Raw genomic sequence first — 25,415 nt, forward strand, 5'->3', positions numbered from 1 at the left:
AGCGAGGACGAGGAGGGGCGGCTCGCGGCGATCGTCCCGGCCCGGACGGAGCTGGCCGGCGGTGATCGGCGGCTGCTGTACTTGGCCTGGCTGCTGTGTGTGCAGGCCGATTTCCTTCGCCTCGACCACGGCCTCTTGCCCGTCGCGGCAGCGGCGAGCCGGCCGCTGACCGAGAAGGAGCCTTCCGCCGCCGTCATGCACCGCTGGGTCAAGGACCGGCCGGAGGCGGACAAGGACGAGGCGCTGGTGCGGATTCTGCGCGGCGAAGCCGGGTCGCTGCGATCGGAATTGCGGCGACGATTCCACGGCGTGGCGCAGGAAGAGCCCGCCGGGGAGGCGCGGACTGCCCGGGGACCCGCCCGCCTCCGCCGAGAATCGCTGGGCTGTACGGCACCAGCAGATCCGGGAGCAGGAGGCGGCTGCTGCGGCCCGCGAGCAGCGTCCGGACACGCTGGCACGGAACCCGGTCCGAGCCTGGAACCAGGTGGACGAGCTGATCGCGGCGAAGCGACCGAAGGACTATGGCACGGCCGTCACCCTGCTGCTGGATCTTCGGGCGCCGGCGGCACGGGAGGGCGAGATCTTCGAGTTCACGGAGCAGATGGCTTCGCTACGGGCACGGCATGCCCGCAAGCCGAGTTTGATCGATCGGCTCGACCGGGCGCGCCTGGACTGATCTGACTGGGCGGCTTGCGAGAGCGGGCGTATGAAGATTGCCCGGTGGTCCTCGGACCGCTTCCGGGCCCGGCCGGACGCTTACGCGAGGCGTTGCGAGAACGACCGCCTCGGGGTCGGCGGCGGGTATCCCACGGTTGCGGGTGGTATCAACACCTCGCCGCTCCCGGCGGCCACGCTGGCAACGTTCAAGCACGCGGCCTCGCTGGCCAACCCGGAGTCCTACGAGTTGCCGCGGCTCGGCAAGTCGACCTGGCGAAAACGGCACCGCGGGCCGCTACGGGACGCGGGTGTAGATGGCGCCGAGCTTGTCGATCCCCTCGCCGGACCTGCCGTGGAAGCCGCTGATCTGCCAGCCGGTCGGCGCGGTGTAGGTGACGGAGCTCGACGTCGAGGTGCCGCCGGCCAGCGTACGGCCGAGGTTGGTCACGAAGCGGGCGTGGAAGACGCGGGTGCGGCCGCCGACCTGGCCCGTCTGCAGCGCCACCGCGGTGATGTGCTCGCCCGCGCCCAGTTCCAGCGTGCTCAGCGTGCCGCCCTGGCCGCCGTGGTCGTACGACACGCCGTTGGCCGTCGTGATCCCGAGACCGTCCACTCGGGAGCCTGCGCGCAGGCGTAGCCGGGTGACCCGCTGGCCCGCCGGCACCGCGTCCACGTCGGTGAACGCCGTGCCGTGCGGCCCGCCGAAGGTGTCGCTCAGCGACAGAGCCGGGTTGAGCGTCCAGCGAAAGTCGGCGGCGATCGGGTAGTGGTCGGACAGCATCGCGCCGGTCGCGGTGCGGAACGCGGCGTTCTCATTGCGGTACGAGGTGAGGGTCAGCGTCACGTACCGGTTGCCGCGGTAGAGGATCTTGTCGACGACCTCGCAGGCGTCGGTGACGGCCGTGTCGTCGCAGACCAGTGCCGGGCTGCCGGCGACCGGCGGCACCCCGCCGCGTTGCTCCTGGACCCAGGCGTCGGTCAGGCCGTTCGCGGCGAGCAGCTCTCGGATGTTGTCGCCGGCGCGGGTGAAGCGGGTGTTGGTGTCGCCCGCCACGACGACCGCGTTGCCGACCGAGTTGGCCGCGATGAAGGTCGAGATCTCGGTGATGTTGGCGCGCCGGGCGGCGAGGTCGGCGTCGGTGCTGCCGGCGTTGGGGTGCAGGTTGTAGAAGTCGATGTACACGCCCTCGGCGAGCCGTTTCCGCGACCAGGTGAAGCCCTTGGGCGTGAGGCAGTCGGTGCCGTTGCAGGCGTTCCAGTCGTCGCGCGCGAGGTCGGAGTAGGGGTAGGTGGACAGCGTGTTCAGGCCGTCGCCGAACGCGGCGCCGCCGCTGGTGGGCGTACGGAACGGGTGGGTGTTGTTGGCGTACAGGGAGGCGTGGTGGTTGAAGTCCTCCTGCACGTGCACGACGTCGTACGGTCTGATCCGCTGGGCGATGATCGGCGTGTTCGCCTGGGGACTGCCGCTGGAGAGCCCCTCCGGCAGGCCGGCGATGTTGTAGCTGAGCACCGAGAACGTTCCCGTGGCGGCCGGCACGGCCAGCGCCGGCGTGGCGGGAACGGCGACCGTGACCAGCACGGCCACGAGGCCGGCGGCGGCCGGCGAGCGGAAGAAACGGATGGGTCCCATCCGGTGACGATATCAAGGTTGATGAATATTTCTCAGGATCGGCGAGGGGCCGTGCGGCTGGGTTGTAGGTCACTTCGGGGCTTGCGCGGGCGATTCCGTGCCTCCCCGTTCGGCACGATGGCGGTATGCCGATGTCGCTCCTGCTCGATCCGCCGGTCACCGACGCGCTCCGTACGCAGATCGTCGAGCTCTGGGTCGACGTCACCAACGCCGGCGGTGCGGTCGGCTTCGTCGCCCCGGTGACCGCCGATGACGTCCGGCCCGTCGCCGATGCCGCCCTCGCCGGGGTAACCGCCGGGCTGGACCGCCTGCTCATCGGCGTCGACGAGGGGCGCCTCGTCGCGCTGCTGTTCATCGTTGACAACCGGTTCGCGCTCAAGGCGCATTGGCGCGTTCTCAAGCGGGTCATGGTCGTGCCCGGCAGCCAGGGCCGGGGTTACGGCGCCGCGCTCATGCGGGAGGCCGCCGCGGTGGCCGTCCGGCTCGGGCTGGTTGCCGTGCAGGTCACCGTGCGGGACGGGCACGGGCTGGACCGGTTCTACCGGGGGCTCGGCTTTCGCGAGGTCGGCCGCATCCCCGGCGCGCTGCGGATCGCGCCCGGTGACGATCGGGACGAGTTGCTGATGTGGCTGGATCTGCCTCAGCCGCAGGAGGCCGCCTTGACCGCCGGTTCGGCCGCGGCCAGCGCCACGTCGGTCTGATCGGGGGCCGCCTCCGTCGGGTCGAGCAGCGGGGGCGCGACCGAGGTGGCCGAGGCGCTCGGTGACGAGGACGGCTTCGAGGGCTTGGGGGTGGCCTTCTTCGCCGGCTTGGGCGCCGCGTTCGCGTCCGCCTGCGCCGCGGTGCCGGTGGCGAAGCGGACGGAGGTGGTCTGCTTCTGCTGCGGCCTCAGCTTGATGTTCTTGGCCGTGATGGTCTTGCCGTAGATGTCGGTCATCCTGACCTGGAACGGGCCGTTGCCCATCCGGCCGTCGATGATCCAGACGTTGTAGTCCTTGAGCCCGGCCGAGCGCAAGCCGCCGCCGGGGCCCTTGGCCTGCACCGACTTGATCGGGTTGGAGTGGTTGTCGATGGTGATCGCCCAGTAGTACTGCGAGGTGCCCTCGACGAAGGTGATGCTCAGCGGGCCCGGCGCGGGGGCGTTCGGCACCGCGCGGTAGGTGATCGGGATGATGCCGTCGATCTCCTTGCCGATCTTCTTGAACGCCGTCCGGCTCAGGTCGAGGTGGCCGACCGCGCACTCGGGGCAGGAGTCGAAGACCTTCACGCGGACCTTGCCCTTGGGGCCGGTGACGTCGAGGTAGCTGCCGCACGCCGCCGCGCCCGAGTACTCGCTCTTGCCCAGCGCCACGTACAGGTCGTCGGCCGGTGGCTTGGTCGAGCAGTTGCCCTGGGTGCCGGCCAGGTCGTAGAACGTCGCCTTGCCCTTGTGCTCGGCGCTGCTCGGTGGCGCCGCGCAGGCGGAGCCGCCGTTCTGCAGCAGCAGTGCTACGCCGAGGACACCGGCGAGCAGCACGGCGCCGCCCGTGGCGAGCCAGCGGGGGGCGAGAAGGCGATGTGCGGTCACGCTGACGCATCCTTCGCGGCTGCGGCACCCGCAGGCAACTCTCCTAAGACAGAGCTAAGGAAGACTCCCCCACCCGAATGACCTGCGTCTCACCCGGGGCGATGTCGGGGATCAGATTGATGCCGAAGAGCAGCCCGTCGGCATAACGGCGGTGCCGGCCGAGCGCGCGCAGGGGTTGCCGGCCGGCCTCGCCGGTCTCCTGATCGATCGTGGTCACCACGCAGCGGCTGCACGCCTTGGCCGCGCGGAAGGTCACCTCGCCCAGGCGCAGCCGGCCGCCGAGCCAGCCATCCTCGGCCCAGGGCGCGGCGCCGGTGATGACCACGTTGGGCCGGAAGCGGGTCAGCGGCACGGGTTCGTCGCCGGCCTCGAGCAGCCAGTCGTTGACCGCGGCGTGCGAGGCGGCGTTGACGAGCAACAGCGGGTAACCGTCGGCGAAGCTGACCCGGTCGCCGGGCAGCGCGTGCGTCTCGATCGGCCGTACCGTGGTGTCGGCGAGCCAGGCGAGCCGGGCCGGGCGGCCGAGGAAGTCCGAGACGAAGGCCGTCGCGGCCGTCGCGAGCCGGCCGGTCAGCGGCGGCTTGGAGCTGAAGACCCGCAGCGTCTCCTTCGGGCCGTCGGCGGGTTCGGCGACGTCGAAGCCGTTGAGCAGCAGCCCGCCGGGACGCGGCACCGCGTGCAGCGCGGTGAGCACCGGGGCCTGGCGCTGGGTGATGCCGACCCCGTCGGGATCGACGATCATCCAGCGGCGGTCGCCGGCGAGACCCCACGGTTGCACGCACGCCGCGTCGTGGTCCAGGCGGTGACCACCTTTGACCGGGTACGTGTGCAGCGCGCTGATCCGCATCCGCCCAGCGTAGGCACGTCCCGCGGATCACGCCGCGGAGCGCCCGGCCGGACGGCCACCGAGGCGTACGCGGACCGCGCCGCCGGCGCAGAGGATCACCACGAGGCCACCGCCGATCGTGGTGGCGGTGAGCTGCTCGCCCAGCAGCAGCCCCGCCCAGCCGATGCCCAGCACCGGCTGGACCAGCTGCACCTGGCTGACCTGCGCCATCGGCCCGACCGCCAGCCCGTGGTACCAGGCGAAGAAACCCAGGAACATGCTGACCACGGCCAGGTAGGCGAACGCCGCCCACTGCGCCGGCGTCGCCTGCGGGCTGTCCCGGGCGGCGGAGAGCAGGGTGAGGGCCAGCATCGGCGGGGCGCACAGCACCAGCGCCCAGGACACCGTCTGCCAGGCGCCCAGTTCGCGGGCGAGCAGGCCGCCCTCGGCGTACCCGATGGCCGCAGCCAGCACCGCGCCGAGCAGCAGCAGGTCGGCCCAGTGCAGCCGGAGCGGGCCGGCGCCGCGCGCCGCGGCGAATCCCACCGCCGCGAGCGCGCCGAGCCCCGCGGCGATCCAGAACGCGCGCGGCGGGCGTTCGTGTCCGCGCAGGACCGCCAGCACCGCGGTGGCGGCCGGCAGCACCGCGATGATCATGATGCTGTGCCCGGCCGGCGTGGTTGTGAGCGCGTACGAGGTCAGCAGGGGGAAGCCGGCCACCACGCCGGCGCCGACCACGCCCAGGCGCAACCACTGCCGGCCGTGCGGCAGGCGCTGCCGGGTGGCGAGCAGCGCCACCGTGGCCAGCCCGGCCGCGACCACCGCCCGGCCGCAGCCGATGAACAGCGGGGAGAGCCCGCCCACCGCCACCCGGGTGAACGGGACCGTGAACGAGAAGGCCGCCACGCCGAGCAGCCCCCACGCCAGACCCGATAGCGGTGTGCCGGAAACCGTAGTAGCGCTACTCTGTCGTTTCATGAATGACAGTAGCAGTTCGCGCATCGTCGACGATCTGCGCGTCTGGATCGGCACCGCCGCCCCGGGCGCCCGGCTGCCCGCCACCCGGGCCCTGGTCGCCCGCTACCAGGCGAGCCCGGTGACGGTGCAGCTCGCGCTGCGCACGCTGATCGGCCAGGGGCTGATCGAGAGCCGCCCGGGCGCCGGCACCTTCGTCCGCGCGGTCCGCACCGCCCGGCCGGCCGACTACGGCTGGCAGACCGCGGCCCTGCGCGCGCCCCGGAACCGGATCACCCCGGTGTCCACCGCGCTGCGCGACGCCCCGCCGGACGTCATCGCCCTGCACTCCGGCTACCCCGACCGTGAGCTGCTCCCCGAACGCCTGGTCCGGGCGGCGCTGACCCGGGCGGCGCGGTCGGCCGCCGCGGTCTCCCGGCCGCCCGTCGCGGGGCTGCCGGAGCTCCAGTCGTGGTTCGCCCGGGAACTGGCCGAGGTGACCCCGGCCGGCAGCACCGCACCGCTGCCCAGCGACGTCATCGTGCTGCCGGGCAGCCAGAGCGGGCTCAGCTCGATCTTCCGCGCCCTGGCCGGCCCCGGGCAGCCCGTCCTGCTGGAGTCCCCGACCTACTGGGGCGCCATCCTCGCCGCCGAGCAGGCCGGCGTCCGGGTCGTACCGGTGCCGAGCGGCCCGGCCGGGCCGGACCCGGACGAGCTGGCCCGCGCCTTCGCGGAGACCTCCGCCCGGCTGTTCTACGCCCAGCCGAACTACGCCAACCCGACCGGCGCGCAGTGGCCGGCGGACCGGCACGACCCGGTGCTGGACGTGGTCCGCGCGCACGGCGCGTTCCTGATCGAGGACGACTGGGCGCACGACTTCGGCATCACCGGCTCGCCCACCCCGGTGGCGGCCCGCGACGACGCCGGCCACGTGGTCCACCTGCGCTCGCTGACCAAGAGCGTGTCCCCGGCGATTCGGGTGGCGGCGGTGATCGCCCGCGGCCCGGCCCGCGACCGCATCCTGGCCGACCGCGGCGCCGAGTCGATGTACGTCAGCGGGCTGCTGCAGGCCGCCGCGCTCGACATCGTCACGCAACCCGCCTGGCAGACCCACCTCCGGGGCCTGCGCCACCACCTCGGCGCCCGCCGCGACCTGCTGGTCACCGCCGTCCGGGAGCACGTCGCCGAGGCGAGCCTCGACCACGTGCCGGCCGGCGGGCTGAACCTGTGGCTGCGGCTGCCCGACGGCACCGACCTGGACCGCCTGGCCCGCGACTGCGAGAGCGCGGGGCTGCTCGTCGCGACCGGCGACGAGTGGTTCCCGGCGGAGCCGACGGGACCGTTCGTCCGGCTGAACTACGCGGGACCGAACCCGGCCGCCTTTCCCGAGGCGGCCCGGATCCTCGGCCGGGTGCTGCGCGGCGGTCGGTGAGAGATCGCCGCGCCGAGCAGCGCCGGCTTCTCCGCGGCGTCCGTGCCCGGATCCGGGCGGCGACGAAACTGCCGATCCCGAACGGGGACTAGCGCAGTGAAAGTTTTTATGCATAGTCTTCGGGGGTGAATGACGGAGCTGCCAGGACGGCCGAGCGGGTGCTTGATCTCTTCCAGGGCGCCCGGCTCACCCCCACCCAGCGGCGGATCGCCCAATGCCTGGTCCAGCATGCACCGTCGGCCGCCTATCTCTCCGCCGCCGAGGTGGCCGAGCTGGCCGGGGTGAGCCAGCCGTCGGTGACCCGCTTCGCGATGGCCCTGGGCTACGCCGGCTATCCCGCCCTGCGCCGCGAGCTGCGCGCCCTGGTCGGCGTCGGCGCCGCCCCCGCGGACAGCGGCGACAACCCGATGCAGCGGGCCCTGCGGGCCGAGACCCAGCACCTGGAACGCATGGCCGACCAGTTGGGCAGCCTGGACGCGGTGCGGCAGGGCGCCGGGCTGCTCGCCGCCAGCCGGCCGCTGCCGGTGCTGGGCCTGCGCGCCGCCGGGCCGCTGGCCGCGTACTTCGGGTACTTCGCCGCCAAGGTGCATCCGGACGTGCGGGTGCTCGACGACGGCGGCACGCTGCTGCTGGATCGCCTCGATCAGGCCCGCGCCGCCGGGGCGACCGCCATGCTGGCGATCGTGCTTCCCCGCTACCCCAGGGAGACCCTGGAGGTGATCCGCGAGGCCGGCCGCGCCGGGCTGGCCGTCGTCGCGCTCACCGACTCCGCGGTCAGCCCGGTCGCCGCCCACGCCGACGTGGTGCTGCCCGCGCCGGTCGGCACCCAGCTCGTGTTCGACCTGCACACCGGCCCGATGGCGATGGCCATGGTGCTGTTGCAGGCGATGTGCGACGCCGCGCCGGAACGGGCCCAGCGCCGCCTGGAGGAGTTCGAGGCGACCGCCTCCCGCCGCCACCTGTTCGAAGCGTGAAGGAGCCTTTGATGTCAGTCCGAGCGCCACGTGGCACCACCCGTACCGCCAAGGGGTGGCCGCAGGAGGCCGCCAAGCGGATGCTGCTGAACAACCTCGACCCCGACGTGGCCGAGCGCCCCGACGACCTGGTCGTTTACGGCGGCACCGGACGCGCGGCGCGGGACTGGCCGTCGTTCCACGCCATCGTCCGGGAGCTGGACGTGCTGGCCGACGACGAGACGCTGCTGGTGCAGTCCGGCAAGCCGGTCGGGGTGTTCCGCACCCACGAGTGGGCGCCGCGGGTGCTGCTGGCCAACTCCAACCTGGTCGGCGACTGGGCGACCTGGCCGGAGTTCCGCCGGCTGGAGAAGCTGGGCCTGACCATGTACGGCCAGATGACCGCCGGCTCGTGGATCTACATCGGCACCCAGGGCATCCTGCAGGGCACGTACGAGACGTTCGCGGCCGTGGCGGCCAAGCGGTTCGGCGGCGACCTGGCCGGCACGCTGACGCTGACGGCCGGCTGCGGCGGCATGGGCGGCGCGCAGCCGCTCGCGGTGACCATGAACGGCGGTGTCTGCCTGATCGTGGACGTCGACGAGACGCGGCTGCGCCGCCGGGTCAAGGACCGCTACCTGGACACGGTGGCGACGGACCTGGACGCCGCGGTCGCCCAGGCCGAGGCCGCCCGGCGGGACCGGACCGCGATCAGCATCGGGGTCGTCGGCAACGCCGCCGAGGTCCTCCCCGAGCTGCTGCGCCGGGGCGTGGCGATCGACATCGTCACCGACCAGACCAGCGCGCACGACCCGCTGAGCTACGTGCCCGTCGGGGTCGCGCCGGCCGACGTCGCCGACTACGCCGCCGCCAAGCCGGAGGAGTTCACCGACCGGGCGCGCGAGAGCATGGCCCGGCACGTCGAGGCGATGGTCGGCTTCCTCGACGCCGGCGCCGAGGTGTTCGACTACGGCAACTCCATCCGCGGCGAGGCGCAGCTCGGCGGGTACGAGCGGGCGTTCGCGTTTCCGGGGTTCGTGCCCGCGTACATCCGGCCGTTGTTCGCCGAGGGCAAGGGGCCGTTCCGCTGGGCGGCGCTCTCCGGCGACCCGGCCGACATCGCCGCCACCGACCGGGCCGTGCTGGAGCTGTTCCCGGACAACGAGCCGCTGGCCCGGTGGATCCGGCTGGCCGGCGAGCGGGTCGCGTTCCAGGGGCTGCCGGCCCGGATCTGCTGGCTCGGCTACGGCGAACGGGACAAGGCCGGGGTGCGGTTCAACGACATGGTGGCGCGCGGCGAGGTGTCCGCTCCCCTGGTCATCGGCCGGGACCACCTCGACGCGGGGTCGGTGGCGTCGCCGTACCGGGAGACCGAGTCCATGTTGGACGGCTCGGACGCGATCGCCGACTGGCCGCTGCTGAACGCGATGATCAACACGGCGAGCGGGGCCAGCTGGGTCTCCATCCACCACGGCGGCGGGGTCGGCATCGGCCGCTCGATCCACGCCGGGCAGGTCTGCGTCGCCGACGGCACCGCGCTGGCCGGGCAGAAGATCGAGCGGGTGCTCACCAACGACCCGGGCATGGGCGTGATCCGGCACGTCGACGCCGGCTACCCCTCCGCCGCCGCGGCCTCGGTGCACATCCCGATGCGGGCAGAGGCATGAGCGCGGCCTTCGCGCGGCTCTGGGCCGAGATCGCGCCGATCGGCCGCGAGCCCGGCGGCGGTTATCTCCGGTACGCCCTGAGCCCACCCGAGCTGGTCCTGCGCGACTGGTTCCGCAACCAGGCCGACCGCCGCGACATGGTGGTCACCGACGACGGCAACGGCAACCTGTTCGCCTGGTGGGGCCGGCAGTGGGGCCCCGGCACGGTGCTGACCGGCTCGCACTTCGACTCGGTCCCGCACGGCGGCGGCTACGACGGCCCGCTCGGCATCGTCAGCGCGTTCCTCGCCGTCGACCGGCTCCGGGCGAACGGCGTGACCCCGGCCCGGCCGATCGCGGTGGCCGCGTTCGTCGAGGAGGAGGGCGGCCGCTTCGGCCTGCCGTGTCTCGGCTCCCGGCTGCTGACCGGCGCGATCCACCCGGACGCCGCCGCCGCGCTGTGCGACGCCGACGGGGTGACGTTCGGCGAGGCGCTCGGCGCGCGGCCGGCCGGGGCCCTGCCCGCGCTGGCCGGCCGGGTCGGCGCCGTCGTGGAGCTGCACATCGAGCAGGGCCGGGCGCTGGCGGTGCCGGTCGGGGTGGCGAGCGCGATCTGGCCGCACGGGCGCTGGCGGCTGGACTTCACCGGCGAGGGCGACCACGCCGGCACCACCCGGATGGCCGACCGGCACGACCCGATGCTGACGTTCGCGGCCACCGTGCTGGCGGCCAACTCCGAGGCGCGGCTGGCCGGGGCGCTGGCCACGATCGCCCGGGTGTCGGTGCAGCCCAACGCCACCAACGCGATCCCGTCGCTGGTCCGGGCCTGGCTGGACGCCCGGGCGGCGGACACCGCCACCATGGAACGGCTGGTCGACGCCATCGTCAAGCGCGCGGTGGACCGGGCCGCCGACGACGGCACGCAGGTCACCGTCGAGCCGGAGTCGGCCTCCCCCGAGGTCGCCTTCGACACCACGCTGGCGACGCGGCTGTCCACGTTGCTCGGTGACGCGCCGATCCTGCCCACCGGTGCGGGACACGACGCCGGGGTGCTGTCCGCGCACGTACCGACCGCGATGCTGTTCGTCCGCAACCCGACCGGCATCTCGCACTCGCCGGCCGAGCACGCCACCGACGAGGACTGCACCGCCGGCGTCGCGGCGCTCGCCACGGTGCTCGGGGAGCTGGCGGCGTGACCTACTTCGCGGAGTACGCCTGGGTCGACGGGGCCGTCGCGCGCGACGTCCGCCTGGAGATCACCGACGGGCGTTTCACCGCGGTGACCCCCGGGGCGGCGACCGGCGGCGCGCGGCTGCCCGGGCTGGTGCTGCCCGGGCTGGCCAACGCCCACTCGCACGCGTTCCACCGGGCGCTGCGCGGGCGCACCCACGGCGACCGCGGCAGCTTCTGGACCTGGCGCGAGCAGATGTACGCGGTGGCCGGCCGGCTCGACCCGGACAGCTACTTCACCCTGGCCCGCGCCGTCTACGGCGAGATGGCCCTGGCCGGCATCACCTGCGTCGGCGAGTTCCACTACCTGCACCACGGCCCGGACGGCACGCCCTACGCCGACCCGAACGCCATGGGTCAGGCGCTGATCGAGGCGGCCCGGGAGGCAGGCATCCGGATCACCCTGCTGGACGCGGTCTACCTGACGTCCAGTGTGGACGGCAACCCGCTGGAGGGGGTGCAGCGGCGGTTCGGCGACGGCGACTACGACGGCTGGGCTGAACGCGTCGACGCGCTGCGCGCGAGCCCCGGCGCGAAGATCGGCGCGGCCCTGCACTCGGTCCGGGCCGTGCCCGCGCACGTCCTCGGCCGGGTAGCCGGGCGGGCGCCGCTGCACCTCCACCTCTCGGAGCAGCGTGCCGAGAACGAGCAGTGCCGGGCCGCGCACGGCTGCTCCCCCACCGAGCTGCTCGACAAGATGGGCGTCTGGCAGCCGGAGACAACCGCAGTCCACGCGACCCACCTCTCCCCCACCGACCGCGACATCCTCGGTGGACAGCACGTCTGCCTCTGCCCGACCACCGAGCGTGACCTGGCCGACGGCATCGGCCCGGCCCGCGCCCTCGCCGACGCAGGTGCCCGCCTCAGCCTGGGCAGCGACAGCCACGCGGTCATCGACCTCTTCGAGGAGGCCCGCGGCGTCGAGCTGGACGAACGGCTCGCCACGGAGAAGCGCGGCCACTTCACCGCCGGGGAACTGCTGACCGCCGCGACCGCCACCGGCCACGCCTCGCTGGGCTGGGACGACGCCGGGTCGATCGCGGTCGGCAACCGCGCCGACCTGGTCGCCGTCTCGCTGGGCAGCGTGCGGACCGCGGGCGTCGATCCGGCGGGCGCGGTCTTCGCCGCCACGGCCGCCGACGTCACCCACGTGGTCGCGGACGGCCGGCTGATCGTCGACGACGGCCGGCACACCGCGTTCGACGTCCCCGCGGCGCTGCGGGAGGCGCTCCGATGACCCTGCTGATCACGAACATCGGCGAGCTGACGACCAACGACCCGGAGCTCGGGGTGCTGACCGGCGCGGCCGTCGTGGTCGACGGCGACCGGGTCGCCTGGGTCGGGCCCCTGGGCGCCGCGCCCGCGGCCGACGAGCGGCTCGACGCCGGCGGCGCCGCGGTCATCCCGGGCTTCGTGGACAGCCACGCCCACCTGGTCTTCGCCGGCGACCGGGCCGGCGAGTTCGCGGCCCGGATGAACGGCGAGCCCTACACCGGCGGCGGCATCCGCACGACCGTCGCGGCGACCCGCGCCGCCGACGACGCCACGCTGCTGGCCGCGGCCCGCCGGCTGGTCACCGAGGCCCGGCGGCAGGGCACCACGACCATCGAGATCAAGAGCGGCTACGGCCTGACCGTCGCCGAGGAGGTCCGCAGCCTGCGCATCGCCGGGCAGCTCACCAGCGAGACGACGTTCCTCGGCGCGCATGTCGTCCCGGCCGAGTACGCCGGCGACCCGGACGGCTACGTGCGGCTGGTCAGCGGGCCGATGCTCGCGGCCGCCGCGCCGCACGCGAAATGGGTCGACGTGTTCTGCGACCGGGGTGCGTTCGACGGTGACCAGACCCGCGCGATCCTGACCGCGGGGGCGGCGGCCGGGCTGGGGCTGCGGGTGCACGCCAACCAGCTCGGCCCCGGGCCGGGGGTGCGGCTGGCGGTGGAGCTGGGTGCCGCCAGCGCCGACCACTGCACCCACCTCACCGACGCCGACGTGGCCGCGCTGGCCGGCTCGGACACCGTGGCGACGCTGCTGCCCGGGGCCGAGTTCTCCACCCGGTCGCCGTACCCGGACGCGCGGCGGCTGCTCGACGCCGGGGTGACCGTGGCGCTGGCAACGGACTGCAACCCCGGGTCGTCGTACACGTCCTCCATGCCTTTCTGCCTGGCCCTGGCGGTGCGCGAGATGCGGATGACGCCCGCCGAGGCCCTCTGGGCCGCGACCGCGGGCGGCGCCCGGGCGCTGCGCCGCGACGACGTCGGCGTGCTGCGCCCCGGCGCGCGGGCCGACCTGGCCGTCCTCGACGCGCCCTCCTATCTGCACCTGGCCTACCGGCCGGGTGTCCCCCTGATCACCACAGTGCTGCACAGCGGAGTGCCCCAATGACCGTTTCTGTCGAACCCACCGGCATCACCCCCGCCGACGTGCTCGCCGTCGCCCGGCACGACGCCCGCGTCGAGATCTCCGAGGCCGCGTACGCGGCGATGGCCCGCAGCCGGGCCATCGTCGACACCATCGAGGCCTCCGGCCGCCCGGTGTACGGCGTCTCGACCGGCTTCGGCGCGCTGGCCAACACGTCCATCGCCCCGGAGCGCCGGGCCGAGCTGCAGCACGCGCTGATCCGCTCGCACGCGGCCGGCGTCGGCGCGCCGATGCCGCGCGAGGTGGTGCGCGCGATGATGCTGCTGCGGGTCCGCTCGCTGGCGCTCGGCCTGTCCGGGGTACGGCCGGTGCTCGCCCAGGGCCTCGTCGACCTGCTCAACAACGACATCACGCCGTGGGTGCCCGAGCACGGCTCGCTCGGCGCCTCCGGTGACCTCGCCCCGCTGGCGCACTGCGCGCTGGTGCTGCTCGGCGAGGGCTGGGTGCTCGGCAAGGACGGCTCCCGGATGGCGGCGGCGGACGCGCTGCACGGCTCCGGGCTGCAGCCGCTGGCACTGGCCGCCAAGGAGGGCCTGGCGCTGATCAACGGCACCGACGGCATGCTGGGCATGCTGCTGCTGGCGGTCGAGGACGCCCGGCACCTGTTCGCGATGGCGGACGTGACGGCGGCGCTGGCGATCGAGGCGATGCTCGGCTCGGAACGGCCGTTCCTGCCGGAGCTGCACGCGATCCGCCCGCACCCGGGCCAGTCCGACTCCGCGGCGAACATCCACCGGCTGCTCCAGGACTCGGCGATCATGGACTCGCACCGGGACGACCTGGCGCACGCCGTGCAGGACGCGTACTCGATGCGGTGCGCGCCGCAGGTCGCCGGCGCCGCCCGGGACACGCTGGAGTTCGTGCGCACCACCGCCGGGCGCGAGCTGCGGTCCGTGGTGGACAACCCGGTGGTGCTCGCCGACGGCCGGGTCGAGTCCACCGGCAACTTCCACGGCGCGCCGCTCGGCTTCGCCGCCGACTTCCTGGCCATCGCCGCCGCCGAGGTCGGCGCGATCGCCGAGCGCCGGGTGGACCGGCTGCTGGACGTGACCCGCAACCGCACGCTGCCGCCGTTCCTGGCGCCGGACGCCGGGGTGAACTCGGGCCTGATGATCGCCCAGTACACCGCCGCCGGGATCGTCGCGGAGAACCGGCGGCTGGCCGCCCCCGCCTCGGTGGACTCGCTGCCCACCAGCGGCATGCAGGAGGACCACGTGTCGATGGGCTGGGCCGCGACCAAGAAGCTGCGGACGGTGCTGGACAACCTGACCAGCCTGCTCGCCGTCGAGCTGCTGGCCGGGGTGCGCGGCATCCAGCTGCGCGCGCCGCTGACCCCGTCGCCGGCCGGCCGCGCGGCGGTGGCGGCGCTGGTGGGCTTCGCCGGCGAGCCGGGCCCGGACGTCTTCCTGGCCCCGGTCATCGAGCAGTGCCGCGCGGTTGTCGCCGGCCGGGCGCTGCGCGCCGAGATCGAGGAGGCGATCGGCCCGCTGCTCTAGGCTTTCCACTATGGACGGCAGAGCGGTCATCATCGGTGCCGGGATCGGCGGGCTCACCGCGGCGCGCGTGCTGAGCCGCCGGTACGCGCAGGTCACGGTCCTCGATCGGGACAGCCTGGCGGGCGGCGGCGCACCCCGGCGCGGGGTGCCGCAGGGCGGGCACGGCCACATCCTGCTGCTGTCCGGGCTGCGCGAACTGGCCGAGCTGTTCCCCGGCCTGGCCGACGAGCTGGTCACGCGGGGAGCCAGCCGCTTCGACGTCGGCACCGGGCTGTGCAACTACCGGTTCGGCCGGCGCCGGATCTCCACCCCGGTCGGCCGGGACCTGACCTCGATGAGCCGGCCGCTGCTGGAGGCGGTGCTCCGGGACCGGGTCGCGGCCGAGCCGGCCGTGACGATCCGCGACGGGGTGGCGGTGACCGCGCTGACCGGCACGGCGGACGCGGTGACCGGCGTGGTGCTGGACACCGGCGAGACCCTGGCCGCAGACGTGGTCGTGGACTGCTCCGGGCGCGGCAGCCGGTCCGACCGGTGGCTGGCCGGGCTGGGCCTGCCGGCGCCGCGGCAGCTCGAGGTCAAGGTGGGCGTCGGCTACTCGACCCGGTGCCCGGTGACGCGGCGAGCTTCGAGGCGTACGCCCGCAGTCTGCCCGACCCGATCGTGGCGGACCTGATCGCCCGGGCCGAGCCGCTCGGCGAGCCGGTGCCGTACCGCTTCCCGTCCAGCCGCCGGCGGCTCTTCGAGAAGCTGGCGCGGCACCCGGCCGGCCTGCTCACCGTGGGCGACGCGGTGTGCAGCTTCAACCCGATCTACGGCCAGGGCATGACGGTCGCGGCGCTGGCGGCGGTGGCCCTCGGCGAGACGCTGCAGCGGCACGGCTCGGCGACGGCGGCTGCCGCCCGGGACTACTACCGGGCCGCGGCGGGGCTGATCGCGGTGCCGTGGCGGTTTGCGGTCGGCAACGACTTCGCGTACCCGGAGACGGCCGGGCCGCGACCGCGCGGCGCCGCCTTCAGCAACTGGTACGGCAGGCGGGTGACGATCGCCTCGCAGGTGTCAGCGGAGTTGAGCCGGACCTACCTGGACGTCCAGCAGCTGCTGGCCCCGCCGAGCGCCCTGCTGCGCCCGGCGGTGATCGCCCGGGCGCTACGCCACGGCGGCCGCCGGACCGGCTGACTAACGGGGGATTGCTGTGCGGACCACCAGGACCCGGCCGGTGTTCTCGTCGTCGGTGAAGGCCCGGGCCAGGTACAGCCAGTCGCCCTGGACCGCGGCCGCGTCGGCGTGCCCGGCCGCGGTGGCCAGCGACCCGTCCGGGCGGATCTGCAGCACCTCGGTGGTGTCGGTGCGGGACTCGCGCTGCTCGCGGGACCGCTTCAGCAGGTCACGTTGACGGCCGGTGGCGTCGCCGGTCCAGTCGAAGTCGTCCGGCAGCTCGTCGCGGCCGGAGCGCACGCTGGTCACGTACACGTTGCCGCGGTCGTCGGTCACCAGGCTCGCGTTGCTCTCGCGCTTGCCGGCGCGGGCGCCCTTGAGCCAGACCGACGCGCGGGCGGCCGGGCCGCGGCCGGCGAACGGCTCCTCGGGGTCGCCGACCAGGTCGTCGTCCACGGCGCCGCCGGCCAGGTTGCCGATCAGCTCGTGCGCGGAGCCGTCGGCCCGGACCGCGACGACGCTGCGCCGGCCCGGTCCGGCGTAGACAGTGCCGTCGGCGCCGAGCGCGATCAGGTTGTTCAGCCCGCCCTCGAGCGCGATCCGCGGGCCCGGGATGCCGTCCGGGAAGCCGCCCTCCCGGGTGCGCGCGGAGCGCCACTCGCGCGCGGTGAGCCCGGCCAGGTCCCGCCCGAGCACGGTCTTGAGCTTGCCGCCGTCGACGGTGCGGACCAGCTGGTGGGTCGTCGGCCGGATCCGCTCCTCGGCGAAGTAGATCCGGCTGTCCGGGCCGACCGCGACGCCGTGCAGATATTGCAGGTAGGCGCCGGCCGCCGCGGCGCCGTCGGCCGAGGGCTCGCGGTCGCCCCGGTAGGTGTCCCGGTCGATGCCGAGCCGCCGGGTGGCCCTGCCCTGCGGCGAGATGTGCCACACGCCGCCCTCGCCGTTCCACAGCGCGACGTAGACCGCCCCGACCGGGTCGACCGTCATCTGGCTGATGTAGTCGGCGTTGAGCTCCGGGACCACGACGTGGGACAGCGTGCCGGCCTGCACTGTCCACATCGTCGCGACCGCGTCGTTCTCGGTCAGCACGCGCAGCGTCCCGGCCCGGTCCACCGTCATGTCGACGAGCCGGCCGTCGATGAACGCGTCCGCGGCCGGCCCGCCGTCGGTCTCGCCGCCACCGGCCACCAGCTCGACCGACTGCGCCGACGTGCCGCCCGGCACGCATCCCGCAGCCGCCAGCAGCAGCACGACAGCTACACCCAACCCCCGTTTGGTCACGGCGGCATAGTAGTTGCCGGCTACGACAGCTAGCGGGGCAGCTCCTTGGCGATGACCTTGGCCAGCTCGCGGAACGCCTTGCCGCGGTGACTGATCGTGTCCTTCTCCGCCGGGTTCAGCTCCGCGTTGGTGCGGCTCTGCCCCTCGCCGAGGAAGATCGGATCGTAGCCGAACCCGCCGGTGCCGCGCCGGGAACGCAGGATCTGGCCGCGCTGCTTGCCCTCGACCAGGTGCTCGCGGCCGTTCGGCAGCACCAGCACGGCCGCGCAGACGAACGCGCCGCCGCGGTGCTCGTCCGGCACGTCGCCGATCTGGGCCAGCACCAGCTCCAGGTTCGCGTCGTCGCCGCCGTGGCCGCCGGCCCAGCGGGCGCTGAACACCCCGGGCATGCCGTTGAGCGCGTCCACGGCCAGCCCCGAGTCGTCCGCCACGGTCGGCAAGCCGGTGCGGTAGGCGCCCTCACGGGCCTTGATCAGGGCGTTCTCGCCGAAGGTCAGGCCGGTCTCGGGAACGTCCGGATAGTCCGGGAACGCGCCCAGCCCGACCAGCTCGACGCCGCCGGCGCCGAGCGAGTTGTCCAGGATGCGCTGCAGCTCGACGAGCTTCTTCTGATTGGCCGTGGCCAGCAGCAGCCGGGCACTCATGAAGCGAGCGCCTTCTGCTGGGCGGCGGCCAGCTCCGCGCAGCCGAGCACGCCGAGGTCGAGCAGCGCGTCGAGCTGGTCGCGGCGGAACACGTTGGCCTCGCCCGTGCCCTGCACCTCCACGAAGTCGCCGTCGCCGGTGCAGACCACGTTCATGTCCACCTCCGCGGCCACGTCCTCGAGGTACATCAGGTCGAGGCGGGGCTCGCCGTCGATGATGCCGACGCTGACCGCCTGGATCGAGCGGTGCATCACCTTCTCGACCTTGCCGGCCAGCGACTTGCGGTCGGCCAGCCAGTTCACCGCGTCGTGCAGCGCGACGTACGCGCCGGTGATGGCCGCCGTGCGGGTGCCGCCGTCGGCCTGCAGCACGTCGCAGTCCAGCACGATCGAGTTCTCGCCGAGGGCCTTGAGGTCGATGCAGGCGCGCAGGCTGCGCCCGATCAGCCGGGAGATCTCCTGGGTGCGGCCGCCGACCTTGCCCTTGACGCTCTCCCGGTCGCCCCGGGTGTTGGTGGCGCGCGGGAGCATTGCGTACTCGGCCGTCACCCAGCCCAGGCCGGAGCCCTTGCGCCAGCGCGGCACGCCCTCGGTCACGCTGGCGGTGCAGAGCACCCGGGTATCGCCGAATTCGACGAGCACCGATCCCTCGGGATGGATGCTCCACCGGCGGGTGAGGGTTACGGGTCGGAGTTGGCCGGACTCTCGGCCGTCGGGTCGCGCCATGGGAAGAGCCTAGGCCGATCGCCGTTACAGCGCGTCGCCGGGTGCCGTCGCCCAGGCACTGGATGCCACGGCCGCGACGGCCGGCACCGCCGGTCGCAGCGCCTGGGCCGGCACGGTCTGCCGGGCCACCACCGCCGAACTGCGGCCCTCCGGCAGTGCGCCGTGCGCCCGCAGGAAGCCGTCGACGGCCTGCGGCCAGCCGAAAAGCTCGGCGCGGGCCCGGGCCGCGGCCCGGCGCTCACCCTCGGGACGCTCCATGAGCGTACGGACACCCTCGGCGAACGCCTCCGGAGTGCCCGGTACGGCCACCCCGGCGTCACCGACAACCTCGGGCAGCGCGCTGGCGGCGTTGACCACCACCGGCGTACCGCAGGCCAGCGCCTCCAGGGCGGCGAGCCCGAACGTCTCCACCGGCCCCGGCGCGACGGCCACGTCGGCGCTGGCCAGCAGCGCGGCGACGTCGTCGCGGTCGGTGATGTGCCCGGTGAAGCGCACCGGCAGCCGGGCGGCCCGGTAGGCCAGCGCCGCGCGGCGCGAACCGTCGCCGGCCAGCGCCAGCACCGCGGGGATCTTCGCGGCCCGCAGCGCGGCGATGGTGTCGACGGCCAGCTCGGGGCGCTTGTCGGCGGACAGCCGGCTGCAGTAGACGACGAGCAGCTCCTCCGGGCGCGCATAGCGGGACCGGACCGCCGCGTCGGCGCGGCTCGGGTGGAACTGGCGCAGGTTGACCCCGAGCGGGACCTCGACCAGGTTCGGCACGCCGAGGCGGCGGAACTCGGCCGCCGCGAACGCGGTCGTGCAGACGATCTGGTCAAAAACCTCGGCGGTACGCCGGTTGAGCCGGTCGGCGAGCGAGTCGCGGTGCGGCATGCCCCAGACGCCGAGCAGGCCGGCCAGGCTCTCGTGGGAGACCATCATCGAGCCGACCCCGCGCTCGCGCGCCCAGCGGCCGGTCCAGCGCAGCGTGGCCCGGTCGGAGACCTCGATCCGGTCCGGCTGGAGCCCGTCCAGCAGCCCGGTCAGCTCACGCCGGCCGGCCAGCACGCGGTAGCCGCCGGTGCGCGGCAGCCGGTGGCCCGGCAGCGTGATGACCCGGCCCTGCTCGGTCATCTCGTCGGAGCGCTCACGCCCCGGGACGATCAGGATCGGCTCGTGGCCGGCTCGCAGGTAGCCCTCGCCGAGGTTGCGCAGCGCGGTGCGCAGGCCACCGGAACGAGGTGAGACAAAGTTCGCCAGTCGGACGATGCGCAACCCGCGCTCACCCACTGATCGACCAGTCATGCAAGGCACTCCCAGGTCACTTCGAGGTCGTGGTCCGCTCGTGCCGTCCCTCGGCAAGCTCAGAGATCGTAGCGGGCGCCGGGCCGGACGACCTCCACCGGACCGGTGAACGCGGCGGTAGCGGCCTCCACAGTAGAGGCCTCGCTGCCCCAGGCGGGCACCAGATGGGTCAGCAGCAGTTTGCCGACGTCCGCCTTGGTGGCCGCCTCACCCGCCTCGCCGCCGGTCAGGTGCAGGTCGGGCGGGTTGGCGACGCCGTCGAGGTAACTCGCCTCACACAGGAACAAGTCGGCGCCCTGCGCCAGCCGCAGCAGCGCGTCGCACGGCGCGGTGTCCGAGGAATACGCCAGCACCCGGCCGTTGTGCTCGACCCGGACGCCGTACGTCTCGATCGGATGGTTGACCCGGTCGGCGGTGACCGTGAACGGGCCGATGGGGAACGTGCCCGGCTGCAGACCGTAGAACGTGTACACGTCGTCGACCGGCTCGTTCTCGGCGCTGTAGGCCGCGGAGATGCGCTCGGCGGCGCCCAGCGGGGCGTACACGGGCAGCGGCGGCAGCGGGCCACCCGGCGCGTAGCGACGCACCACGACGTACGTGCAGGCGTCCAGCATGTGGTCGCAGTGCAGGTGGGTCAGCATGATCGCGTCGACTGCCCCGATGCCCGCATACCGCTGGAGCGCCGACAACGATCCGGACCCGAAATCGATGAGCAGCCGGAAACCCTCGGCCTCGACGAGATAGGCGGAACAAGCCGACTCGGGGCCGGGGAAACTGCCGGCACAGCCGAGAACGGTCAGTCGCATGCGGGTACCTCTGGCTCACGCTCGGTCGTCCACTCGCCCAAGACCACTGCTCCTTGAAAGTCCTTTGCCCCCAGGAATCGGTCCTTGGTCGAGACGGCAGACCAGTCAATCACGCTGCTGAGAGTACGCCGGGACCAGCGCATCACGTAAACGTCTGATCGATTTGTCGCTAAATCGACAACCTATGTCACAGCCGTCGTGACCTGCATCATTATCCCATCCGTTACGCCACGTGAGTCGCATTCGTTGCACACGGTGAAGGGACGTCACCGGGCAAATCGGAGGAACACTGTGGCGACGACGGGTGTGCAAGAACCGAGGCGGACGCGCGTCCCGGTCCAGGACTCCCCGGCTCCGGACGTGGTCCCGTTCGGCTGGGAGCCGGCGCCCGCGGGCGAGGCCGGCGAGACCGACAGCGAGGTGTTCTTCCGCTTCCCGGGCGTGGACGACCCGGCACCGGGCACCCGGCGACTGCTGGCGATGTCCGTCTATGCGTCGCTGCTCGGCCTGGCCGGCGTGGGCATCGGCATCCGCGGCCTGGTCTCGCAGATCGGCGGCGGCGTCCCCGGCTGGTACGTGCCGGTGCTGGCGTTCCTCGGGATGGTGAGCGTGGCGCTGTCGGTGGGGGCGTTCCTGTCCATCCACCGGCGCGTGCTGCCCTGGGCGCTGCTGCTGGGCGCGGCCCTGCCGCTGATCGCGGACATCATGCTCGCCGTCGCCTACTGAGGCCGGCCGGATCGGAGCCGGCCCCCGGTCAGGCCGCGGCCGGTCAGGCCGCGGCCGAGGCGGACGCAGGCCCGGCGGCGGCCGGCTCAGGACCGGCCGAGGCGGACGTAGATCCGGCGGCGGCCGGCTCAGGACCGGCCGAAACGGACGTAGATCCGGCGGCGGCCGGCTCAGGACCGGCCGAAACGGACGTAGATCCGGCGGCGGCCGGCTCAGGACCGGCCGAAACGGACGTAGATCCGGCGGCGGCCGGCTCAGGACCGGCCGAGGCCGGTGCCGGCCGGGAGCCGGGCAGGCGGGGCGGTGCGACCGCCCCGCCGCGTGCTCAGGCCCAGAGCTGGCCCTCGAGGGCGTCCTCGGCCTCGGCCAGGGTGCCGCCGTAGGCGCCGGTCGACAGGTACTTCCAGCCGCCGTCGCAGATCACGAACGCCACGTCGGCGCGCTGGCCGGCCTTGACCGCCTCGTGCGCCACCGCCAGGGCGGCGTGCAGGATCGCGCCGCTGGAGAAGCCGGCGAAGATGCCCTCCACCTCGACCAGCTGCCGGGTGCGCAGCACCGCGTCGCGGGTGCCGACCGAGAAGCGCCGGGACAGCACGGTCGCGTCGTAGAGCTCCGGGACGTAGCCCTCGTCGATGTTGCGCAGGCCGTAGACCAGCTCGCCGTAGCGGGGCTCCGCGGCGACGATCTGGATGCCCTCGACCTTCTCCCGCAGATACCGGCCGGTGCCCATGAGCGTGCCCGTGGTGCCCAGGCCCGCCACGAAGTGGGTGATGGTCGGCAGGTCGTGCAGCAGCTCCGGGCCGGTGGTCTCGTAGTGCGCCCGGGCGTTGGCCGAGTTGCCGTACTGGAACAGCATGACCCAGTCCGGGTGCTCCGCCGCGATCTGCTTCGCGGTCGCGACGGCCTGGTTGGAGCCGCCCGCGGCCGGCGAGAAGATGATCTCCGCGCCGTACATCCGGAGCAGTTGCACCCGCTCGGACGAGACGTTCTCCGGCATCACGCAGACCAGCCGGTAGCCGCGCAGCTTGGCGACCATGGCCAGGGAGATGCCGGTGTTGCCGCTGGTCGGTTCCAGGATGGTGTCGCCCGGGCGGAGCCGGCCGGACTCCTCCGCCTCGCGCACCATGAACAGCGCCGGGCGGTCCTTGATGCTGCCGGTCGGGTTGCGGTCCTCCAGCTTGGCCCAGAGCCGCACCGGCGGCGCCCCCTCGGGCACCGTCGGCGACAGCCGGGGCAGGCCGACCAGCGGCGTGCCCCCGCAAGCGTCCAGCAGGCTCTCGTAGCGAGCCATGACGGCTACTTCCGCAGCAGGGCTGCGGCAGCGGCGAAGCCCAGCGCGCCACCGGCCACGGCCGGCAGGATGGTCACCGAGTCGCCGTCGCTGAGCTTGGCGTCGAGGGCGCCCAGGAAGCGGACGTCCTCGTCGTTGACGTAGACGTTGACGAAGCGGTGCAGGCCACCCTCGGGCGTGAGCAGCCGGCCCTTGAGACCGGAGTGCTTGGCGTCGAGGTCGTCGATCAGGCCGGAGAGCGTCGCGCCGGAGCCCTCGACGACCTTCGAGCCGCCGGTGTAGCTGCGCAGGATGGTGGGAACGCGAACTTCGATAGCCATGACTGTGATGCTCCTAGTGAAGAGAAGTCGAGAGAGTTCGAGGGCGGGCAGGGTCGTCCGAGGTCGCGTCAGCGACACTCGTAATAGACCGACGCCGGGCTCTGCCCGAACATGTACGACTGGACGGCCATGCCGTCCGCACTCCTACTCACGCGTCCACCGTCGCATCCACGATGTTGACCTCTTCTTCGGTCACCACACCGTCCACGATACGGAACGAACGAATCTCCTCGGAATCCGGCTCGCGGGTCGAGACCAGCACGTAGTGGGCGCCCGGCTCGCCGGCGAAGGAGATGTCGGTGCGTGACGGGTACGCCTCGGTCGCGGTGTGCGAGTGGTAGATCACCACCGGCTCCTCGTCGTTGTCGTCCATCTCGCGCCAGACCCGCAGATGCTCCATCGAGTCGAACTCGTAGAAGGTCATCGAGCGGGCCGCGTTGTCCATCGCGATGTGCCGTGTGGGCAGGTCACTGCCGATCGGCCCGGCGACGACACCGCAGGCCTCGTCGGGGTGGTCCCGGCGGGCGTGGGCGACGATCGCGTCGACGATCGCGCTGTCGATGGTCAGCACGTTGTTCACATTACCGTGACGAGCGGTCGTACCGGGGGTGGCGGTGCTCACGCGCGTAGCCGGCACCGGACCGGGTAACGATGTGTCATGAAGCAACGATCAATCGGCACCACCCAGGTCGGCGCCATCGGGCTCGGCGGCATGCCGATGTCCATCGAGGGGCGCCCCGACACCGACCGCTCGGTCCGGACCATCCACGCCGCGCTCGACGCCGGGGTGACCCTGATCGACACGGCCGACGCCTACCATCTGCACGCCGACGAGGTCGGCCACAACGAGACGCTGATCGCCCAGGCGCTGGCGAGCTGGGGCGGCGACACCTCCGGCGTGCTGGTCGCCACCAAGGGCGGCCACCTGCGCCCCGGCGACGGCACGTGGACCGTCGACGGCTCCCCCACGCACCTGCGCGAGGCCGTCGAGGGTTCGCTCAAGCGGCTCGGCGTCGACGCCATCGGGCTCTACCAGTTCCACCGCCCGGACCCCAAGGTCCCGTACGCGGACTCCGTCGGCACCCTGCGCGACCTGCTCGACGAGGGCAAGATCCGGCAGGCTGGCATCTCCAACGCGACCGTCGACCAGATCCGCCAGGCCCAGGAGATCCTCGGCGGCCGGCTGGTGTCGGTGCAGAACCAGTTCTCCCCCGCGTTCCGTTCCTCGGAGCCGGAGCTGGAGCTCTGCGACGAGCTCGGCATCGCCTTCCTGCCCTGGTCGCCGCTGGGCGGGATCTCCCGGGCCGCCGAGCTGGGCACCCGCTTCGCCGAGTTCGACCGGGTCGCCGAGGCGCACGGGGTGAGCCCGCAGCGGGTCACGCTGGCTTGGATGCTGGCCAAGAGCGAGCGGGTCGTCCCGATCCCCGGCGCCAGCCGGCCGGAGTCGATCCGGGACTCGGCCCAGGCCGCCGAGCTGACCCTGACCGACGAGGAGTTCACCCGGCTGGACCGGGCCGCCTAGCGCCGTTCCTCGATCTCCGGCAGGGCGTTGAGCAGCGACTCCTGGAGATAACCGAGGTATGCGTAGACGGAGAGCTGGAAGACCCGGCTCGACGCGGGGTCACGCACCACGGCCTCGTCGAGCTCGTCACCGAGATCGGTGTCGCCCTGGATGTCGAGCCGGGTCCCCATCGCCAGCCGCGCGTCGTTGATCGCCCGCAGCCAGGCCTCGGCCTCCTCGCCGTCCAGGCGCACCTCGCCGGGCCCGTCGTCCGGCAGCGCGGCGAGGATGGCGCCGGCCTGGTCGATCTTGCCGGTCTTGAGGTCACCCTCGGTGTAGAGGCGGAACTCGGCCGAGTCATCGGGACGGTCCGGGTAGATGTCCGGGAAGAGCCGGCCGACCACCGGGTCGGTGTGGTCGAAGCCGTCCATCAGCAGGCCCACCACCTCGCCGGCGACCTTGCGCAGCACGCGCACCTCGTCGATGGCGAAGGTGGCCACGCACTGGTTCCCGTTGCGTCGGAACATCGTTCAGCTCACCCGCCCACTCACGCCCGGTCCACCGTCGCCCACAGACCGTAGCTGTGCAGCTGCGAGGCGTCCATTTCCATCCGCTCTCGCGCGCCGGTCGACACGATCGCCTTGCCCTTGTTGTGCACGTCCATCATCAGCTGCTCGGCCTTGTCGTGGCTGTAGCCGAAGAGCTTCTGGAAGACCCAGGTCACGTACGACATCAGATTGACCGGATCGTCCCAGACGATGGTCACCCACGGCCGATCATCAGCCGGTACCTCCTCGATCTGCGGCGTCTCTGCGGGAGCGACCTGAGGCAACGCCATGCCCCCATCGTGCCACGCCGTTTCCGGCGGGAGTCGAA

General features: G+C 73.3%; 26 protein-coding genes and 1 pseudogene. 13 read left to right on the plus strand and 14 right to left on the minus strand.

Going from position 1 to position 25,415, the window contains the following annotated elements:
* The first annotated feature begins 484 nt into the window (after positions 1 to 484).
* On the plus strand, positions 485 to 676 hold the full coding sequence (locus tag ACIBQZ_RS09905) for a hypothetical protein (protein ID WP_396088140.1): 192 nt from the start codon (positions 485 to 487) through the stop codon (positions 674 to 676).
* A gap of 276 nt (positions 677 to 952) precedes the next feature.
* Here ACIBQZ_RS09905 and ACIBQZ_RS09910 read toward each other — a convergent pair whose 3' ends face one another.
* A complete protein-coding gene (locus ACIBQZ_RS09910) occupies positions 953 to 2,287 on the minus strand; it encodes a jacalin-like lectin (protein WP_396088141.1) in 1,335 nt (444 codons plus the stop codon).
* Positions 2,288 to 2,412: 125 nt separating this feature from the next.
* Here ACIBQZ_RS09910 and ACIBQZ_RS09915 point away from each other — a divergent pair, with 125 nt between their 5' ends.
* Positions 2,413 to 2,988, plus strand: a complete 576-nt coding sequence (locus ACIBQZ_RS09915; RefSeq protein WP_396088142.1) for a GNAT family N-acetyltransferase — start codon at positions 2,413 to 2,415, stop codon at positions 2,986 to 2,988.
* Here ACIBQZ_RS09915 and ACIBQZ_RS09920 read toward each other — a convergent pair.
* Genes ACIBQZ_RS09920 through ACIBQZ_RS09930 form a run of 3 tightly spaced genes read right to left on the minus strand, consistent with a single transcriptional unit; the run spans position 2,928 to position 5,658 of the window.
* Positions 2,928 to 3,854, minus strand: coding sequence for an expansin EXLX1 family cellulose-binding protein (locus ACIBQZ_RS09920; protein WP_396088144.1), 927 nt, complete (start codon positions 3,852 to 3,854; stop codon positions 2,928 to 2,930). The two genes, ACIBQZ_RS09915 and ACIBQZ_RS09920, sit on opposite strands and share 61 nt — an antisense overlap.
* Positions 3,855 to 3,897: 43 nt before the next feature.
* Complete coding sequence (locus tag ACIBQZ_RS09925) at positions 3,898 to 4,701, minus strand: MOSC domain-containing protein (protein WP_396088145.1); 804 nt, start codon at positions 4,699 to 4,701, stop codon at positions 3,898 to 3,900.
* 27 nt (positions 4,702 to 4,728) lie between these two features.
* A complete protein-coding gene (locus tag ACIBQZ_RS09930) occupies positions 4,729 to 5,658 on the minus strand; it encodes a DMT family transporter (protein ID WP_396088146.1) in 930 nt (309 codons plus the stop codon).
* Here ACIBQZ_RS09930 and ACIBQZ_RS09935 point away from each other — a divergent pair.
* The 9 genes from ACIBQZ_RS09935 to ACIBQZ_RS09975 all read left to right on the plus strand — a co-directional run bounded on the left by ACIBQZ_RS09935 (position 5,657) and on the right by ACIBQZ_RS09975 (position 15,985).
* Positions 5,657 to 7,066: a PLP-dependent aminotransferase family protein gene (locus ACIBQZ_RS09935; RefSeq protein WP_396088147.1), complete on the plus strand. Its 1,410-nt coding sequence runs from the start codon at positions 5,657 to 5,659 to the stop codon at positions 7,064 to 7,066. The two genes, ACIBQZ_RS09930 and ACIBQZ_RS09935, sit on opposite strands and share 2 nt — an antisense overlap.
* Positions 7,067 to 7,191: 125 nt before the next feature.
* Positions 7,192 to 8,040 (plus strand): MurR/RpiR family transcriptional regulator, encoded by an 849-nt coding sequence (locus ACIBQZ_RS09940; protein WP_396088148.1) that lies wholly within the window; start codon positions 7,192 to 7,194, stop codon positions 8,038 to 8,040.
* A gap of 11 nt (positions 8,041 to 8,051) precedes the next feature.
* On the plus strand, positions 8,052 to 9,686 hold the full coding sequence (hutU, locus tag ACIBQZ_RS09945; RefSeq protein WP_396088149.1) for a urocanate hydratase: 1,635 nt from the start codon (positions 8,052 to 8,054) through the stop codon (positions 9,684 to 9,686).
* On the plus strand, positions 9,683 to 10,861 hold the full coding sequence (locus tag ACIBQZ_RS09950) for an allantoate amidohydrolase (RefSeq protein WP_396088150.1): 1,179 nt from the start codon (positions 9,683 to 9,685) through the stop codon (positions 10,859 to 10,861). Before hutU ends, ACIBQZ_RS09950 begins: the two co-directional genes overlap by 4 nt.
* Positions 10,858 to 12,132: a formimidoylglutamate deiminase gene (locus ACIBQZ_RS09955; RefSeq protein ID WP_396088151.1), complete on the plus strand. Its 1,275-nt coding sequence runs from the start codon at positions 10,858 to 10,860 to the stop codon at positions 12,130 to 12,132. The genes ACIBQZ_RS09950 and ACIBQZ_RS09955 overlap by 4 nt, the downstream gene beginning before the upstream one ends.
* Positions 12,129 to 13,277 carry an imidazolonepropionase gene (gene hutI, locus ACIBQZ_RS09960; protein ID WP_396088152.1) on the plus strand — a complete coding sequence of 383 codons (1,149 nt, stop codon included), beginning with the start codon at positions 12,129 to 12,131 and terminating at the stop codon, positions 13,275 to 13,277. Before ACIBQZ_RS09955 ends, hutI begins: the two co-directional genes overlap by 4 nt.
* Positions 13,274 to 14,809 (plus strand): histidine ammonia-lyase, encoded by a 1,536-nt coding sequence (gene hutH, locus ACIBQZ_RS09965; RefSeq protein ID WP_396088153.1) that lies wholly within the window; start codon positions 13,274 to 13,276, stop codon positions 14,807 to 14,809. The genes hutI and hutH overlap by 4 nt, the downstream gene beginning before the upstream one ends.
* A gap of 10 nt (positions 14,810 to 14,819) precedes the next feature.
* Positions 14,820 to 15,482, plus strand: a complete 663-nt coding sequence (locus tag ACIBQZ_RS09970) for an FAD-dependent oxidoreductase (protein WP_396088154.1) — start codon at positions 14,820 to 14,822, stop codon at positions 15,480 to 15,482.
* Positions 15,413 to 15,985 (plus strand): hypothetical protein, encoded by a 573-nt coding sequence (locus ACIBQZ_RS09975; RefSeq protein WP_396088155.1) that lies wholly within the window; start codon positions 15,413 to 15,415, stop codon positions 15,983 to 15,985. Before ACIBQZ_RS09970 ends, ACIBQZ_RS09975 begins: the two co-directional genes overlap by 70 nt.
* Here the strand turns inward: ACIBQZ_RS09975 and ACIBQZ_RS09980 are convergent, their stop codons facing one another.
* The 5 genes from ACIBQZ_RS09980 to ACIBQZ_RS10000 are packed head-to-tail and all read right to left on the minus strand — an operon-like array spanning position 15,986 to position 20,701.
* The gene (locus ACIBQZ_RS09980) at positions 15,986 to 17,245 is read right to left on the minus strand and encodes a hypothetical protein (RefSeq protein ID WP_396088156.1); all 1,260 of its coding nucleotides are present in this window, start codon (positions 17,243 to 17,245) and stop codon (positions 15,986 to 15,988) included. It abuts the gene before it with no gap.
* A gap of 29 nt (positions 17,246 to 17,274) precedes the next feature.
* Complete coding sequence (gene rdgB / locus ACIBQZ_RS09985; protein ID WP_396088158.1) at positions 17,275 to 17,889, minus strand: RdgB/HAM1 family non-canonical purine NTP pyrophosphatase; 615 nt, start codon at positions 17,887 to 17,889, stop codon at positions 17,275 to 17,277.
* Positions 17,886 to 18,614, minus strand: coding sequence for a ribonuclease PH (rph, locus tag ACIBQZ_RS09990; protein WP_396088160.1), 729 nt, complete (start codon positions 18,612 to 18,614; stop codon positions 17,886 to 17,888). Before rph ends, rdgB begins: the two co-directional genes overlap by 4 nt.
* Before the next feature lie 24 nt (positions 18,615 to 18,638).
* Positions 18,639 to 19,895, minus strand: a complete 1,257-nt coding sequence (locus ACIBQZ_RS09995) for a glycosyltransferase (RefSeq protein ID WP_396088161.1) — start codon at positions 19,893 to 19,895, stop codon at positions 18,639 to 18,641.
* A 59-nt stretch (positions 19,896 to 19,954) separates the two neighbouring features.
* Positions 19,955 to 20,701 (minus strand): MBL fold metallo-hydrolase, encoded by a 747-nt coding sequence (locus tag ACIBQZ_RS10000; RefSeq protein WP_396088162.1) that lies wholly within the window; start codon positions 20,699 to 20,701, stop codon positions 19,955 to 19,957.
* A 360-nt stretch (positions 20,702 to 21,061) separates the two neighbouring features.
* Between ACIBQZ_RS10000 and ACIBQZ_RS10005 the strand changes: the two genes are divergently transcribed.
* A complete protein-coding gene (locus tag ACIBQZ_RS10005; protein ID WP_396088163.1) occupies positions 21,062 to 21,427 on the plus strand; it encodes a hypothetical protein in 366 nt (121 codons plus the stop codon).
* 325 nt (positions 21,428 to 21,752) lie between these two features.
* On the opposite strand, the gene ACIBQZ_RS10010 is transcribed toward ACIBQZ_RS10005, so the two are convergent.
* The 3 genes and pseudogenes from ACIBQZ_RS10010 to ACIBQZ_RS10020 all read right to left on the minus strand — a co-directional run bounded on the left by ACIBQZ_RS10010 (position 21,753) and on the right by ACIBQZ_RS10020 (position 23,609).
* On the minus strand, positions 21,753 to 22,718 hold the full coding sequence (locus ACIBQZ_RS10010; RefSeq protein WP_396088164.1) for a PLP-dependent cysteine synthase family protein: 966 nt from the start codon (positions 22,716 to 22,718) through the stop codon (positions 21,753 to 21,755).
* A 5-nt stretch (positions 22,719 to 22,723) separates the two neighbouring features.
* The gene (locus ACIBQZ_RS10015; protein ID WP_396088165.1) at positions 22,724 to 23,038 is read right to left on the minus strand and encodes a MoaD/ThiS family protein; all 315 of its coding nucleotides are present in this window, start codon (positions 23,036 to 23,038) and stop codon (positions 22,724 to 22,726) included.
* A gap of 68 nt (positions 23,039 to 23,106) precedes the next feature.
* Positions 23,107 to 23,609 (minus strand): annotated as a pseudogene (locus ACIBQZ_RS10020) (Mov34/MPN/PAD-1 family protein).
* Between the two features lie 87 nt (positions 23,610 to 23,696).
* On the opposite strand from ACIBQZ_RS10020, the gene ACIBQZ_RS10025 reads away from it, so the two are divergent.
* Complete coding sequence (locus tag ACIBQZ_RS10025; RefSeq protein WP_396088166.1) at positions 23,697 to 24,560, plus strand: aldo/keto reductase; 864 nt, start codon at positions 23,697 to 23,699, stop codon at positions 24,558 to 24,560.
* Here ACIBQZ_RS10025 and ACIBQZ_RS10030 read toward each other — a convergent pair.
* Both ACIBQZ_RS10030 and clpS read right to left on the minus strand, forming a co-directional pair.
* Complete coding sequence (locus ACIBQZ_RS10030) at positions 24,557 to 25,066, minus strand: DUF2017 domain-containing protein (protein ID WP_396088167.1); 510 nt, start codon at positions 25,064 to 25,066, stop codon at positions 24,557 to 24,559. The genes ACIBQZ_RS10025 and ACIBQZ_RS10030 overlap by 4 nt on opposite strands.
* Positions 25,067 to 25,086: 20 nt before the next feature.
* Positions 25,087 to 25,377 (minus strand): ATP-dependent Clp protease adapter ClpS, encoded by a 291-nt coding sequence (gene clpS / locus ACIBQZ_RS10035; RefSeq protein WP_396088168.1) that lies wholly within the window; start codon positions 25,375 to 25,377, stop codon positions 25,087 to 25,089.
* Between the last annotated feature and the right edge of the window lie 38 nt (positions 25,378 to 25,415).

Source organism: Actinoplanes sp. NPDC049599 (assembly GCF_044465625.1).
In the GTDB taxonomy this organism is placed as follows: Bacteria; Actinomycetota; Actinomycetes; order Mycobacteriales; family Micromonosporaceae; genus Actinoplanes.